This window comes from Sporocytophaga myxococcoides (assembly GCF_000775915.1).
Lineage (GTDB): Bacteria > Bacteroidota > Bacteroidia > Cytophagales > Cytophagaceae > Sporocytophaga > Sporocytophaga myxococcoides_A.
Genome location: NZ_BBLT01000002.1, coordinates 258503 through 274922, shown reverse-complemented (window position 1 = coordinate 274922; position 16420 = coordinate 258503). Strand labels below are relative to the sequence as shown.

General features: G+C 38.6%; 8 protein-coding genes. 5 read left to right on the top strand and 3 right to left on the bottom strand.

Translation table 11 applies throughout. The features are described 5' to 3' along the window. Position 1 precedes the first annotated feature (1 nt). Positions 2 to 8851 carry a gliding motility-associated C-terminal domain-containing protein gene (locus MYP_RS05450; RefSeq protein ID WP_045459647.1) on the bottom strand — a complete coding sequence of 2950 codons (8850 nt, stop codon included), beginning with the start codon at positions 8849 to 8851 and terminating at the stop codon, positions 2 to 4. A gap of 159 nt (positions 8852 to 9010) precedes the next feature. Further along, complete coding sequence (locus MYP_RS24760; protein WP_052429969.1) at positions 9011 to 10882, bottom strand: ATP-binding protein; 1872 nt, start codon at positions 10880 to 10882, stop codon at positions 9011 to 9013. A gap of 162 nt (positions 10883 to 11044) precedes the next feature. Between MYP_RS24760 and MYP_RS05440 the strand changes: the two genes are divergently transcribed. From MYP_RS05440 to MYP_RS05420, 5 genes are all read left to right on the top strand, one after another. Next, entirely contained in the window at positions 11045 to 11446 is a 402-nt protein-coding gene (locus MYP_RS05440) for an ArsR/SmtB family transcription factor (RefSeq protein ID WP_081990407.1), read from the top strand. Between the two features lie 41 nt (positions 11447 to 11487). Beyond that, positions 11488 to 11838 carry a (2Fe-2S) ferredoxin domain-containing protein gene (locus tag MYP_RS05435; protein ID WP_262506743.1) on the top strand — a complete coding sequence of 117 codons (351 nt, stop codon included), beginning with the start codon at positions 11488 to 11490 and terminating at the stop codon, positions 11836 to 11838. An 8-nt stretch (positions 11839 to 11846) separates the two neighbouring features. Then, entirely contained in the window at positions 11847 to 12542 is a 696-nt protein-coding gene (locus tag MYP_RS05430; protein WP_045459642.1) for a YjjG family noncanonical pyrimidine nucleotidase, read from the top strand. Between the two features lie 9 nt (positions 12543 to 12551). Then, complete coding sequence (pruA, locus tag MYP_RS05425; protein WP_045459640.1) at positions 12552 to 14183, top strand: L-glutamate gamma-semialdehyde dehydrogenase; 1632 nt, start codon at positions 12552 to 12554, stop codon at positions 14181 to 14183. A 193-nt stretch (positions 14184 to 14376) separates the two neighbouring features. Beyond that, the gene (locus tag MYP_RS05420) at positions 14377 to 15069 is read left to right on the top strand and encodes a porin family protein (protein ID WP_045459638.1); all 693 of its coding nucleotides are present in this window, start codon (positions 14377 to 14379) and stop codon (positions 15067 to 15069) included. Positions 15070 to 15089: 20 nt separating this feature from the next. Here MYP_RS05420 and MYP_RS05415 read toward each other — a convergent pair whose 3' ends face one another. Further along, positions 15090 to 16373 (bottom strand): UDP-N-acetylmuramoyl-tripeptide--D-alanyl-D-alanine ligase, encoded by a 1284-nt coding sequence (locus MYP_RS05415; protein ID WP_045459636.1) that lies wholly within the window; start codon positions 16371 to 16373, stop codon positions 15090 to 15092. Between the last annotated feature and the right edge of the window lie 47 nt (positions 16374 to 16420).

Here is a 16420-nt window from a genome sequence, read left to right as displayed (position 1 = left end):
TTTATCTTTTTATAACGACATAACCTGTGGAAGGCTTTTTACCTTTTCCCCAATCCAGATTATAGAAATATGTGCCATCGGGCAGCGCATTATCATTCCCGATCAGCATTCCTGTATTAGCTGTGCCCTTCCAGACTTTAATGTTATTATCATATCCGCTAGCCTCATAAACAAGATTTCCCCAGCGATTGAAAATACTTACCTTATTATCCGGAAAGGCCTCAATGCCATCTATAAACCAAGTGTCATTGATACCATCACCGTTGGGAGAAAAAGAAGTGTATATCTTCATTTTCAAAAACTCTCCAAGATAATACGCTTCGGAAGTTCTTTCCGGACAGGTACCTGACTTCACCACAGCTCTGTAAAAATTATCAATAGAACGTATTGAGAATTTGTATATGGAATCAGTGTTTATCATAGGAGCATAGGTAATTCCGTCACTGCTGTACTCCCAGCGTACTATTTCACCTATAAAGTCATCCAGTTTAAGCATTCCTCCGGAAGAAGTGCTATCTTCCAGAAACAAAGTCCCTCCCACTGTCATAGGCGAAGTATCAACCGACAAGGTAAATGCTTCGGAAGTATCTGCAGGGCAATTACCATTTTGAACAATTATTTTATATCCGGTAGGTGTTGAAATATTATAATAGTTCAACTCCGCAACTCCGGGAATTTCTTCAGAAGCAGTTAAGAAATTATTTCCTGAAACGAGCCAGGCCTTAACCGTTCCTTCTATGTCCACGGCAGTGATAGTACCCGAATTTTCTCCATTACAAACAAGAGTTGTCGGTGATTGCAAAAAGCCTGCCTTGCTTTCAGGGTTAATAGTCACTTTAACTTCCACCTTTTCACTTTCACAATTTTCATCATAAGAAGAGACGAAAAAGGAAGAACTCGCAATCTGATTACTTAAATCATATTCCTTTCCTGTTTTGACTACAGCCTGCGAACCATTATACCAGTTAAACTGACCTGTAGAACCTGAAGCCGTTAATTTTACATCTCCTGCCCCGCATCTTGATACGTCAGAAGTGAAAGGAATAGCTGGTATGGTATCAACTTTCACAGTTACAGGCATCCGATCACTTTTACATCCATCCAAACCAACGGCCACATGCATTGTGGTTGTAGCCACAGCATTGAATTCATATTCAGCGCCGGAGTACTTAACTTCACTGGAATCGGGAATGAACCACAAATATTCTCCATCAACTGGAGCCCCGGCAGCCACTAACTTAACCCTTTGGGCACCACAAACTTTCTGGTCTTCTGTTATAGGAAGTTCCGGCTTGGGTTTTATAACCGCTTTTACCGCAACTCTGGTTGTATTTTCACAACCCTGATTCTCTGATGTAACATAATAAGTAGTATCAGTTTCAAGATATGATGTCACCATTGTTTCTCCCGCACCTGTGCTTACCCCTCCTTCACTGCCTTTATACCATAGAAGCTGACCGGATACACCAGAGGCATTCAGCGTTACTCTTCCAGGTCCACAGCTAAAACCGTTTTTTGCTTCAGGAAGCTGAGGATATGGCTTTACGATTGCCCAAACCTCTGTCTTCTCAGAACTATTGCAACCTTTGTATATGGTTGCCACACTGAAAACAGTATTATTTGTAACATTGACATTTAATGTAGTACCATTTTCATCTGTTAAAATGGTTTCACCATTATACCAAATGAAAGAATCTGCTCCTGTGGCCATAGCCCTCAACTTCACATTTCCACCACCACAAATGGTATCATTTATAGTAACGGGCTTGTCCGGCTGAGATTTTACTATAGCAGTAACAATAGTCCTGGAAGCGCTGGCGCATCCTTCGGTTTCTGAAGCAACAAAATAAGAGGTGGTAACAGGCAAATCAACGACACTAAATTCCTCACCTACACTAATTACATTAGAATCTATTTCTGAAGTATACCACTTAAACGTTCTTGCTGAACCTTCAGCTTTTAGAGTCATCTTTCCAGTTACTCCACATATAGAATCCGAAATTGTAACCGGAACATCTGGTAATTGCCTCACAGATGCAGTCACTTCTTCTTTCTCACTTACACATCCTAAAAGGTCCACTGCACTGACATAAAATTTTCTTTCAGAAGTAATGAAAGGTGTTAGAAAATCTGATGCTGTTGTATCAAGAGGTATTTCTGCACTTACATCATCATACCAATAGTATTTATCAGGAGAATTTTTTGCAGAAAGAAGAACATTTCCCTCGCCGCAAACTGAGCTATCAACTCCAACAGGTTTAGATGGTAAAGGATTAATTATTGCAATAACTTCAGCCTTATCCTGACTTTCACAACCGTGACTCACAGATGAAACATAATAAGATTTAGTCTCAGCCAGAGATGTTAATTTCAAAGTATCATCTGCATTTAAAAGAGGCAATCCATCTTCAGTTTCAAACCATTTGTATTCATTATATCCTATGGCACTAAGTGTAACAGGGCCAGCTCCGCATCTTTCATCTCCAATTACTGCAGGCTTAGGAGGAAAAGGATTTACAATTGCCTGAACGGGTGTTCTTGAAGCACTTTCACAACCATTGTTGTCAAGGGACGCAACATAGTAGGTAGTTGTTGAACTTAAGTCCACTTTTAATGTTTCCCCGGAATCAAGAGAGTCATCGCCTATTAAAGTAGCATACCAGATATAGTTGTTAAAATTGCCTGCGGCTCTTAAATTCATTTCTCCGTTTCCACAAATCGAATCACTGATAGCCGAAGGAGCAACCGGTAAAGGATTTACAACTGCTTCTACCGGGATTCGCGGGCTTTTGCAATTGTCTTTTTCAGCCAATACATAAAATACAGTGGAAACAGATAAGGAATCTGTCAAATAATTGGAATCGTTTACAATTGGCGTTTCAGTTGTTTCATCCTGATACCAGAAATAATTGCCAACAGAACCTGATGCTGTTAAAGCTACCCGACCTTCACCACAAACCGGTTTAACCGAAGTCATCGGATGAGGAGGTATGGAATTTAAAGTTACAGTAAGCGGTGTTTTTATTTCACTTAAACAGTCGTTCAGACTTGATGCTACAAGAAAAGTGGAGGTTTGCGTAATATTTCTTGAAATAGATTGACCGTCTTGCAGAAAAGCATCATTGCTATCATACCATTTATATGTTCCCGGAGAACCCGAAGCGGTTAACGTAATGTTTCCTGCTATACAGGTCGCAGTGTCTTTGACAGTGGGAGCTGCAGGAAACGGTTTAATAAAGGCTTGAACCAATGTCTTTGAACTAATGCACCCTGCACTGTCAGAAGCTACATAAAATATAGTATCAGAAGTTAAATTCGATGCTTTGTATTTCTCAATTTTACCTAGTAGAACATCTGAGCTTGTATACCAGAAATAGCTTTGAGAGGGACTTGATGCCGAGAATTCGATCTCTCCAGGCCCACAGCGATTATATGTATCTGCTATTGGAGCCTCCGGAATTTTGATAACCTCTGCCGTTACTTTTACCCTTTCGGAACTTTCACACTTCTGATCACTTATAGAAGACACATAATAAGAAACAGTGGAAATAATGTTTGGCGAAAAAATGGTTCCGATATGGAGGGCCATTGAGCTGTCATCATTCTCATTCGAATACCAACGATATATTTCCTGGCTTCCAGATGCATTAAGGTCTATTTTTCCCGCGCCACAACGGCTAGTATCTTTAACAATAGGAGCAGAAGGAATAGGATTTAGTTTAACCAATACCGCTTTCTTAAGGCTTTCACAACCTTGTACTATAGATGAAACGTAAAATACGGAATCCGATTCTATAATTCCTGTTGCCAATTCCTGTTGATTTGATATTTCAATATTTTGGGTATTATACCATTTAAAAGTACCCGAAGCTGCTGATGCTTTAAGCTTTACCGTCCCCTTACCACATATAGATGTATCCTTGGCGACTGGCTCACCTGGAATATCCAGAATCAAAGCCTGAACCTGTGTTCTGTCTGTACTTTCACAACCTTTATCGCTGACAGCGCTGACAAAAAAGTATTGAGTAGTACTGACATCCTTAGCTGTGAAAGCTGCCCCGGAATCAAGCTTTATAGTTGATGTAGCGTCAGAATACCAATAGTAATCTGAAGCTCCTGATGCCAAAAGATCCAAGTCCCCCTCTCCACAGGTTGAATCGCCCACTGCAACTGGCTTGGCAGGCAAAGGATTGACCGTTGCTTCTACCTGAACTCTATCGCTCTGGCATCCGTCAACTTGGGATGCTACATAGAAAGTTTTATTAGCGCTAAGGATTGGTGTGGTATAACTCTCCAAACTATCAAGAGCAGTTCCTCCACTTTCCGATTCGTACCACTTATATTTATCATCAGATCCTGTTGCAGATAGTTTAACTTGTCCAGGGCCACAAACTGAATTATTAGCGGGAACCGGAGGGTCAGGGATTGCTTTAATTTTTGCAATCACTTCTGTTCTGTCATTACTGGTGCAGCCAAGACTATCTTTGGCAAGAACATAAAAATGAGTAGTAGAAGTAAGAGACACGGTTTTATATTTATCCCCTGAAAACAAAGAGTCTCCGCTTATACCTTCTGAATACCAAATAAATTCATTCACAGGTCCTGAAGCTTCAAGGTCGACCTGTCCAGGTCCGCAATGATAACCGTCTTTTACAGTCGGAGGAGAAGGCCGTTGATTTATAATGGCACTAATCTTTGTTCTTCCATCACTTTCGCAACCATCTGAGCTTATTGATGACACATAATATTTAGTATCTGTTAATATCGAATCAGTGAGGTAAGATGGTAAAGTCCCCTGCACCAGAGTGGTTGTGGAATCAAGGAACCATTTGAATGAAGTTGCAGAAGCTGAAACCTCAAGAGGAACCCTTCCCGGCCCGCACCTCGAAACATCACTTCCTGATGGCAGTGCAGGTCTGTCGAATATCGTTGCGACAACAGGAATTCTGCTGCTTAAACAACTAAGAGAATCAGAGGAGACATAATAGGTTGTTGTTGTACTTATGTTAGGAGTATATGTCGCTGAAGTTGAAAGCACTAATGGGTCAGTATTGTCTTTAAACCATTTATAACTTCCGGTTACTCCTGATACTGAAAGATCCACATCTCCAGGCCCACAATTTGTTCCGTTTATTGCTGTTGGTATGGCAGGCTTCTTTTTAACTATTGCCTGCACCGCTGTCCTGTCCCCACTTTCACACCCCTCAGGACTCATCGAACTTACATAAAAGGTTGTAGTTGAAGTCAAAACTTCTGTACTATAAGAAGCTAAAGTACTTTCAACAGCCGAGGTTCCTAAAGTTTTATACCATTTATAACCACTAGCTGAACCTGTGGCCTTTAATGTAACAGATCCGTTGCCACAAGTTGAATCAGGTATCCCGATAGGACTTGATGGTCGCGAATGGACACTTGCAACTACCTTTGTCCTTGCGCTCTCACAACCTGCGGCGGAAGCTGCAACATAGTAAGTTTTAGTTGCGGTATGATTATGAATAACAAAGTTGGAACTATAATAAACAGGACTTCCTCCCAGCAAAACGTCATACCATATATATCCACCTGTTGAACCACCAGCAGTTAATATAATTTCTCCAGGAGCACAGATGAAAGTATCCTTTGCAACCGGAACCACAGGAGAATTAGTTATATTCACAAACACTGGTCTTCTGGATGAACTTTCACATCCGTTATTATCGTACGACGTGACATAAAATTGTCTGTTGGCTTTAATTTTAGAGGGCGTCGTATAGGAAAGCCCACCGGCCAGGAATGTTGTTGTAACATTATCATCATACCATCTGTAATCCGTAGAACCTGTCGCAGTTAGTGTTACAATTGCCGAGTCACAGATCGTACTTGGAGAAATTGTTACCGCTGTTGGCTGAGCAGGTAAAGGATTTACTGTAACAATGATTGGTTCAGAAGTAGCTGTACATCCGGTAGTTGTTGCTGTAACAGTATAACTTCCGGAAGTAGTCACCGTGATTGAACTGGTTGTTTGTCCTCCTGGTGCCCAGACGTTTGTAGTTGGATAATTAGAAGTCAGCGTAACGGATTTTCCCAGACAAAAAGTAGTTATACCACTCGCTGTCACGATAGGTTTCGGGCAAGATTGTAAGGTAAATATACCAAATGTTGACAGCGAGTTATCATTCTCTATAAAACCACCGCTTGCATTCCCACTTGTGTTCGGCCCACCTCTTCCAAGGTTTATCCACTTGCTGGAACTCGAACTCCAATTGGTAACTTTATAGGTAGCATATTCTGTGGCACCACAGCTCGTTGAAGAGTATGACAATTTTACTCTGGTAGAACTTGAGCCACCATCTCTATTTAAATGCCAATATTCGCATTTGCTAACATCCAATACTCCTGCTGAAATACTATCAAAATTATAGGTTGGCTGAGGGGCAGGTATACCAAAATATTGTGCAGTAAATGTACTTGATCCTCCCGGAGCAATACCCAGTGGCTTATACTTAATACCATTACCTATAGGAAAATCAAATAATCCCGAGCCAATTCTTTGAACAGGACCATTAACATGACTACCGTCAGAAGCCCCAGAAACAGTAGCTCCTGAACTTATTATCATTTTGGCTCCTGAAGTAGAAACAAAATAGCCATTGGTTAAAGAAAGATTCCTTGTGACTGTTATAGGAGAAATCAAAGAATCCCTTCCTGTTTTATTAATTCCAAGATTGTAAAAAGTTTCTCCTCCACTTGCTGTACATCTTATTACGTTTTTTCCACTACCTGTAAAAATAACAGTACTAAAGTTCTCACTAAAACCTATTGCATTTGTACTTGTATTATTCCAGTCTTTACGTACATAGATTGTCGGAGCCTGCGTATTAACATATCCATTTGTATTCAGATTAAAATTTCCATCTATGATTATATTTGCAGTATATAAATCTGCATTGGCTGTCCCAGCACAACCAGCACACCCAATATCAAGATCCTCAAGCACATGAAGGCTGTCAGGACTTTCCTGATTAGTGAAAGAAACTAAATTACCTGAAATCAAATTGCCATTAATTTTCAAATTGCGGCAAGTCACTTTACCCATCTGCTTAATTTGTGTATTATTGGCCTGTGCCATTATAGAACAGTTATAATTATAGCCTGGTAGATTTTGAGCTTGCCCTCCATTAAAAATCAAGTGAGAAAGTGTAATTATGCTCCCATTTGTAATTGCTAATGGGCTACTACCATATAAATAAATATCTCTAATGGGTGAATTTATTCCCCCCCCACTTATTGATAAAATATTAGCCACTCCAAAATCATTTGTTATTGATATTGTTTCCCCCGGGGATGCAATAGTTAAATTAAAAAACCTTCTAAGTGATGCATCAGCAGCTGCATTTGTTCTTATGTCCGCAGTTGCAGTAATAACAACCGTTCCTCGTCTATATAGAAAATGATCTGTCGCTTCACCGTTATTATCAAAAAAAGCAAAACCATCAAGATTTTTGCCAGTCAAAGTCATTGTACGAGTATCGTTTACATCGGCTGTAGCACTTATATCAAAAGTTTTACCCGCACCAATATACAAGCTAAGCAATCTGAAATTTCCTGCTCCTAATGGCCTCAGGGTTATATTTACACCTACCCCACCCCCAACTTCAAAATTGGGAAGTGTAGCACTTGAAAATGGAGTAAAAGTAAAAGCCTCTGCAACAGATGATGATGAAGTTCCAAATTGAACCTTTCCTCCAAGCGAAGTTACTGTTCCATTATTACCGCATACAGCAAAGTCCGATCTGCCTGCGCCACTTGTTCTGCGGCCGAAAGTAATAATCCCTCCTTCCATTCTGAATATACTGCCCGCAACATCGGCCACTCGGAATGATTCCCAGGTAGGACGGTTTAAACCTGTATTTAAAGTTACCGTCCCTCCTGTCATTTCAAATCTAAAAGGAGTATTAGCACCACTAACAATGGTATTTATTCCCTGAAAAGAATTTAATACTCCACCTGAAACTTTGATAGACGGATTATTTACACCAGATTTCCGGTATCTTAAGCTGTTAGGTGATATTCCATTTGTATTACCGACATTAACAGTTCCACCGATAATCTCTAGTCCACCTTCAAGCACAAGTTCGTTTCCTGTAGCAGCAATATTCAAAGTACCATTCCCTACCCTAACAACCGTGTTTGAGTTGATTGTATAGTCCGCCGTACCAGACGCCATATCAAATGTCCTGTTACAATTATGAAAGTAGGTTCCCTGAGTGAGTGTCCAAATGCCTGAATTGAAGTTTGTAAAAAATGCAGGAGCCTGAACTTCAAAGGTTGAGTCCCTTAAAGTTTTATTCATGGTAACAGCAAAAAGATTCCATGTTCCGCTACCTGATACAACCGAATTCTTACCTCCGTTAAAATTCAGAGATACGTTACTAGTAGTACTCTTCCAGAAATCAACAACTCCGTTATTGGTAAATGATCCGACGAGATTAAGAGTATGAAGTATAGTCCCTGCTACTGCATGAAATGTTCCTCCTGAATTCACGACCAGGTTTCCGGAAACGGTTAGATCACTGATTGCAGAGGCTGCAAAACTCAGATTCCCTCCATTATTTATGGTGAGGTTATTTACCGTAACTGTTGAATTAAGGATGATAGCACTACAAATGAAAACATTATCCCCTGCCTGAGGAATGGTGGAAGCTGTCGCTGAGCCACCACAAGCATCAGTCACCCAGCTGGATGGTGATTCCCAGGCACCTGTAGAAATGGAATAGAAGTCAGCCCCTCTTGCATTGGTAACAAGAAATAAGAAAATAAGAAATGTCAGATTTACTGACCCCGATATTTTATTACATACCAAAGCTTTCATGCTTGTATGAGTATTTCCCAATCAGTTAAAATTTGACCTAAATGTAAATATTTTAAAATAATGAAGATCTGTACCAAGCTAGTCAATACAGATCTTCAGATGTATCAATCAGTTCATGGAAAGCAGAAGCAGGCCCTGTCTTCAGTTTCTGAATCCGATTTAATTTAGTACCAGATCGGCAGTTTTTTTAAATTCAAGTACGAACACAGACCCCTTATTCGGTTCGCTTTCTACTTTTATAACTCCGCCAAGTCTTTCAACATTGTATTTAACTATATATAAGCCAAGACCTGATCCAGCAGAGTTTTCGCTTATTTTATAAAACATATCAAATATCTTAGACAGATGCTCAGGTTCAATTCCCATTCCGTTGTCTTCAAATCTGAACTCCGTCTTTTCATCATCTGAGTTGGCGCTTATTTTGAGATATTTATTTTCTTTGCTGTTGTCTGCATATTTGATAGCGTTTTCAACAAAATTCTGAACAACAGAATAAAATAAATTATAATCTGAAGTAAAATCAATTGTTTCAGGAATATCAATATCAATGTTTACGTTGCCATAGCCTTCTATGTTTTTATAGCTGTTCACTACCTCCTGCACCAGTCCTGCTACATTGATTTTTGAATTATTGATTTCAACCTTCTTGGCCTTTGAAAGGAACAATAAATCAGAAACCAGTTTATCAAGTTTGGTAATACTCTTATGGATATGAGTAAATAACTCAAGAGAATTTTCATCTTTTACGCTTGAAAGTCCAAGTTTGGAAAGCCCGAGCAGCGATTTCAGTGGACCTTTGATGTCATGAGAAGCTTTGTAGACAAACATGTCAAGCTGCTGATTCTGCTCCTCTATCATAGCTTTTTGCTTACCGCTTTCTATTAATTTCTCAGACAAGGTATCTTTAATTTTGCCCAACTCCTCATTGGATATTTCAAGCTGTCTTTTCTGTCTTCTCATTTTTCTTGCTATGGAGTAGAATACCACAGCAAGCAATAGCAGGGCTACAGCAATAATACTTGAAATTATGATCGTCCTTTTGGCCTTCTTTTCAGCCTGAATTCTCTGTCTTTCCGCTGCCTGAAGTTTCTTTATTGCAATATAATTTATAGAATCCTTCTGCATGATGATAAACTTGAGACGTTCTATAAAAGACATCGTTTTCTCTTCCGCTTTATTATAAGCAAGCGAGTTTTCGATAAGAGATCTTTCAAGTTTACCTACGTACTTCTGTAATTCCTGTCTTTGTTCATCAGTCAGATTTTTCTCATTTCTAAGCTTATTGGTAATATGGTCAATCTCATCCCTGATTTTGGAATTGCTTTCAACCAGTCTTCTACGCTCTTCTACAATTTCAGCAGATATTTTTTCAAACTCCTCTTTATACCGATCAAATATCATGGAATCCAACTGCTCCTGGGTAAGAGTCAGAATTTTTTCCATGGTCATTGTATCTTTGGTATTCTCAGCAACAGCAGGTTTTGGCAGCTCAACTACTTCCGGAAGCAAGGTCAACACATAAATCTGTTCCTTTTCAGAGAAGTTAATTTTATCCAGGTTGTAACCGTTAACTTTAAAATCTTCAGGGACAAATCTCTTTTTAGGAATTCTGGCGATTCCCTTTTTATCCGTATGATATTCTTCTCCGGCATACTCCAATATTTGATTTACCATAACAGAGCCGGAATCATTTAAAAGCTTTATGATTAGTTCCTTGAGGAAATATTCATTCTTCTTGACTCTTATTTCAATTTCTTTGTCTTCTTCATAAAAAATGAATTCATCAATTACAAAGCCTGACTTGTCAAGAACAACTTTAATAGGCATTTCAAGCTCCTTAGCGGGCCTGAATTTAAATGTCCCTGATTTATTTGTTAAAAAAAATCTGCTTCCTTCAATTGAGATTTTAGCAGCTGAAACAGGTTTATCCTTCTCATCAATCACAACAACTTTTACTGAATCCACCGGCAAGGCAAATCCTATACTGCCTGCAAGTGAAATCAGAAAAGCTATCAAAACAATCTTTCTCATCTTAAATTTCAGGGTCTTCTCTTTCTAACCTCATTACGTAATTTCTATATGCTAGATACATCAAAAAATAAATTTCTGCTAGTCAACTTTTTATATTTTATCGAAAAGATCATCGTTATACTCAATTAGCTTCCTTTTATTTAAATTTGTATTTTAAAATTTATGATTCGTTTAAAACATTTTGATCTCAAAATCGGTGCTGAAATTTTTAAAGCCTTCAGCGACGAATCCAGAATCCGGATCATGAACCTAATATATAGGAATAAAGAGATGTGTATTTCTGACCTGGAACTGATTCTGGATTTTACCCAGACAAAGACCAGCCGTCAATTAGGCACCCTTAAGAATTCCGGAGTGCTGAGATACAAGAAAATAGACCAATGGGCATATTATTTCATCAATGAAACATATTATGAAATAATTGCTCAGCTATTTACTTTCCTTGAAAAAGACCCATTATTGCTTAAAGATCAGGAAGAATACAGAACGCTCTACTCCAACAACGAACTTGCAGTCAGGAAATTACACAACAAGCTAAAAATATATCACCTGCCTGAACTTTAGAAGACAAATTTTATTTATTTTATTGATTATTTTTCACAAAAATTAAATTTCTTAAAAATCAACACTTAAAACAGGATTATACCGGGATGAAATATAAAAAACATATCTTTATTTGTACCAACCAGAAAGAAGAAGGGAAAAAATGCTGCGGTGAAAAACGTGGTATGGAACTCGTTGAAGAATTCAAAAAACTTGTAAAGGACAATAAACTTAACTCTGAAGTAAGAGCACAAAGAGCCGGATGTTTTGATGTCTGTGCTTTCGGACCCGCTGTGGTTGTTTACCCAGAGGGTATTTTTTATGGGAATGTTCAGCCTGAAGATGTTAAGGAAATATTTGATGAGCATATCGTAAACAACAGGCCTGTAGAACGTCTTAAGCTAAACTTCTAAAATACTTTATGAATCACCTGAAACATATTTTTTTCGACCTAGACCACACCTTGTGGGATTTCGATAAAAATTGTTTTGAAACGTTAAGCGAGTTGTATGAGCTACATCAGTTCCATTTATTCAACTCCTTCACCTGTATTGAGTTCTTTGAAGTTTATACAGAGATTAATGAATCTCTCTGGAAAGACTACAATGCTGGGATTATAACAAAGGAGATCATCAGGGATAAAAGGTTCATAATGACTTTTAAAAAATTAGGCCTGTCGGAGAAATTTGTTCCTGAAAAAATCAACGAGCAGTTTCTTGCCATTTGCCCTGCCAAAGGAAATGTATTTCCATTTGCCCTCGAAGTTCTTGACTATCTTAAAAATAAATATCAGCTGCATATCATCACCAACGGTTTCAAGGAAACACAGCATATAAAGCTGGAAACTTCCGGACTTAGCAAGTATTTTCCGATTGTGATTAATTCGGAAATCTGCGGATTTAAAAAACCTGACGTGAAGATATTTGATTATGCATTTAAATTGACCCGTGCTAGCAATAGGGACAGCATCATGATCGGGGACGATTGGGATGCTGATATTACAGGTGCCATGAATGCCGGGATGCCATATATCTGGTTTAATCCTAAACAAAAAACAAATTCAATCGAACCAGAAATTGAAATTACTTGTCTGAGCGAGCTTTATAAAGTTTTATAAACCTATACTATGGAAACCTTTGACCTTGAAAATTATATTGCTGTAAATGAAAGTGTTTATGACTATGAACCCGGCTCTCCTGAACGAGCGCGATTGATAGAAGCAATTAAGGACGCAAGAACTAAAGTATTGGACATTCCAATGATTATCGGAGGGAAAGCTTTTAAAACCGATACTAAAAAGAAGATTTCTCCTCCTCATGACCATCAACATGTACTTGGCTATTTTTACGAGGGTTCAAGCGACCATGTCAATAAGGCTATAAAATCAGCCATGAAAGCAAAGGAAAGCTGGGCGATTAAATCTCCTGAGGAGAGAGCCCTGATATTCCTGAAAGCAGCCGATTTAATCTCTGGTCCATACAGGGCTAAATTAAATGCTGCAACAATGCTCGGGCAATCCAAAAACGTATATCAGGCTGAGATTGATTCCGCCTGCGAAATGATTGACTTCCTGAGGTTCAATGTTACATTCATGCAGGATATCTATAAGGTACAGCCTTTTTCTCCTGAGGGCGTAAAAAACCATATTGAATACAGACCATTGGAAGGATTTGTATTTGCACTTACTCCATTCAATTTTACGGCAATAGCAGGAAATCTTCCGGCAGCACCCGCCCTAATGGGAAACACTGTAGTCTGGAAACCTGCTCATACTCAGATTTACTCTGCAAACGTCCTGATGGAAATCTTCAGGGAAGCAGGTCTTCCTGATGGAGTGATAAACATGATCTTTGTGGATGGTCCGGTAGCAGGAGAAGTTATATTTTCTCACCCTGATTTTGGAGGCATTCATTTTACCGGCAGTACTGGTGTATTTCAGACTATCTGGAAAACAATAGGACAAAATATCGGAAAATATAAATCTTACCCGAGAATAGTCGGTGAAACGGGAGGAAAAGATTTTGTAATTGCTCATCCCTCCTGTAATGTAAAAGCACTCGCTACTGCGCTTGTAAGAGGGGCTTTTGAATATCAGGGACAAAAATGTTCTGCAGCATCCAGGGCTTACATTCCGGCAGAAATGTGGCCGAAGGTTAAAGAACTTATGGCAAAAGATCTGGCAGAAATCAAAACTGGACCTGTTGAGGATTTCACCAATCTTATCAATGCAGTAATTGATGAAAAGGCTTTTGACAAAATAACTTCCTATATAACAAAAGCCAAGAAAAGTGATGAAGCAGAGATTGTCTTTGGAGGAACCTTTGACAAGTCGAAAGGATATTATATACATCCAACGGTAATCCTCGCTAAAAATCCAAAATATGTAACCATGTGTGAAGAAATTTTCGGACCTGTGCTTACTATTTATCTTTATGAAGGCAGCAAGTACGAAGAGATACTTGAAACTGCCAATACAACATCTCCATATGCACTAACAGGGGCAGTCTTTGCTGAAGACAAGAATGCGATTAATCTTGCGAAGAAGGTACTATATAATGCTGCTGGTAATTTTTATATCAATGACAAACCTACAGGGGCAGTAGTAAATCAACAACCTTTTGGAGGCGCAAGGGCTTCAGGAACCAATGACAAAGCAGGTTCTATGCTTAATCTTGTAAGATGGGTTTCTCCGAGAGTGATTAAGGAAAATTTTAATCCACCGATGGATTATAGGTATCCGTTTATGGATAAGGACTAGATTTGTTAAATCACATCTTCTAGGTCTTTAGTCAATTTGAGGTATAACACAAAACACTCGGAATCACACAAATAAGTAAAAATATTGGGCCAATAAATGTTCAGTTAAAATACTGGGGTTGAACCTAGCGTTTATCATAAACTTTAACTTTTCGAAAAGCTTTTATAAATTTTTCTATTTAAATTAAATTTTCATGAAACAATCAATTGTATTTTTATTATTTGCATTCTTTTTTAATTCAACAATTTGCAAGAGTCAGGATGACCGCAAAGGTCTTTATGTAGGTGTACTTGGCTCAATCGATTATGCTGGTCTTCATGTAAACGGAGGTGATGAAGGCTTCAGAACAGCATGGAATGATTTAAGCAAGCCAAGGGTTGGTTATACAACCGGAGTCATTGTACTTGACAGAATCAGCAATTTGTTCGCCCTTGAATACGGATTACTTTATTCAAAGAAAGGCTTTAGGACAGAAATGGAAGTTTGGACAATAGAACCGGATCCTTTATTTCCAAATGGAGGAAAACTTAAAACAACATACGATTTTCATTATCTTGAGGTCCCCGTCAAAGCAAACTTTTATCTCTTACAGAAAAAACTTCAACTATATATTTCAGCAGGAGCTTCAGCAAATATTCTGATGGAAAGCGGAAATTCTGTCAAGCTTCAAACAAAAGATATATACACAAATACATCTGATGATTACAAACCTCTTGGAGTTAACTTGCTAGCTTCTGTTGGCCTAGAAATACCAATGTTGTCAAAAACCACGATTCGTGTAGAGCCTATTTTCAGAAGAAGCCTTTCAAAAGTAAATAAATCAGGAGATGTCAAGTGGTATGTATATAACCCTGGTTTAAATCTCGGAGTCTTTTATAAACTTTAAAAAGTTAAACATTGATCAGGCTAAATAAGCCTGACCAATGTTTCAAGGCCCATACCTCTTGAGCCTTTTATAAGTATAGTAGAATCCTTTAGTTTATTCCCTTCTACAAACTTTTCCAGCTCAGCTTTCTCAGAAAAATATTTTGCAGACTTCAATTCTTCTGAAGCATACTTCATCATCTTTCCGCAAAGTAACACTGAATCGAACTTAAGTGATCCTATGAGCTTACCGAGGTTTCTATGCTCTCCTTCACTTTGTTCTCCCAGTTCAAACATATCGCCCAATACCATAACTTTCTTGTTGGAAGTAGACATCGCAGCAAAGTTTTCTATAGCTGCTTTCATACTTGACGGGTTAGCATTGTAGGCATCCAGAATAAGAGTAAGATCTTCCTTCTTAATTACCTGAGATCTGTTGTTTTCTGGATTGTATGAGGCAATGGCATCATTGGCTGCTTCAGCAGGCACCTTGAAATACTTTCCTATACAAAGCGCCCCTGCAATATTGGGGAAGTTATAAGATCCTATGATCTGTGTATTTACAACTGCTCCGTCTTCTGTCTTAAAACGGATAAAAGGTGAGGCATCTATAAAAGAACATTCATAAAAATTACCAGGGTTAGGATAAGTAATTGGATCTGAAAATTTTGAAATACTTTTCAGAATTTCATCATTGGTATTCAGAAAGATTTTCTTACCAGATTTAAGAAGATAATCATACAACTCTCCTTTTCCCTTTTTAACACCTTCCTCTCCTCCGAAACCTTCCAAATGGGCCTTTCCTATATTGGTGATCAGACCAAAGTCAGGCTCTGCTATCTTGCAATACCCTTCAATTTCCTTCTGATGATTGGCTCCCATTTCCACTATACCCAGCTCTATGGTTTCATCCATCGCAAGAAGTGTCAGAGGGATACCAATGTGATTGTTCAGATTGCCACGTGTTGCATAGGTTCTGTATTTTTTCGCAAGCACCGCATTGACAAGCTCCTTAGTTGTTGTCTTTCCGTTTGAACCGGTTATCGCGATAATTGGTATGGCTAATTGCCATCTGTGATAATTTGCAAGCTGCTGCAATGAAGTCAGTACGTCCTTTACTAAGATAAATCTCTCATCTTTCCTGTATTGTGCTTCGTCAATTACTGCATACTTAGCTCCTTGTTTTAAAGCTTCTTCAGCAAAAGTATTTCCATTAAAATTGGGGCCCTTCAGGGCAAAAAACATGCAGTCTTTTTCGATCTTTCTTGTGTCCGTAGAAACTGAAGAGGATTCTTTATATTTCTGATAAATTTGATTTATTTCCATATCTTCTAACAAAACTAAAAAGGCAAGTTAGGCAAAAACGGGATTTA

What these genes read in the sequence shown, in the direction of transcription:
- pruA (WP_045459640.1), top strand. Translation starts at nt 12,552, where the DNA reads ATGGAAACCTTTGACCTTGAAAATTATATTGCTGTAAATGAAAGTGTT.
- MYP_RS05415 (WP_045459636.1), bottom strand. Translation starts at nt 16,373, where the DNA reads ATGGAAATAAATCAAATTTATCAGAAATATAAAGAATCCTCTTCAGTT.
- MYP_RS24760 (WP_052429969.1), bottom strand. Translation starts at nt 10,882, where the DNA reads ATGAGAAAGATTGTTTTGATAGCTTTTCTGATTTCACTTGCAGGCAGT.
- MYP_RS05440 (WP_081990407.1), top strand. Translation starts at nt 11,045, where the DNA reads ATGATTCGTTTAAAACATTTTGATCTCAAAATCGGTGCTGAAATTTTT.
- MYP_RS05430 (WP_045459642.1), top strand. Translation starts at nt 11,847, where the DNA reads ATGAATCACCTGAAACATATTTTTTTCGACCTAGACCACACCTTGTGG.
- MYP_RS05420 (WP_045459638.1), top strand. Translation starts at nt 14,377, where the DNA reads ATGAAACAATCAATTGTATTTTTATTATTTGCATTCTTTTTTAATTCA.
- MYP_RS05450 (WP_045459647.1), bottom strand. Translation starts at nt 8,851, where the DNA reads ATGAAAGCTTTGGTATGTAATAAAATATCGGGGTCAGTAAATCTGACA.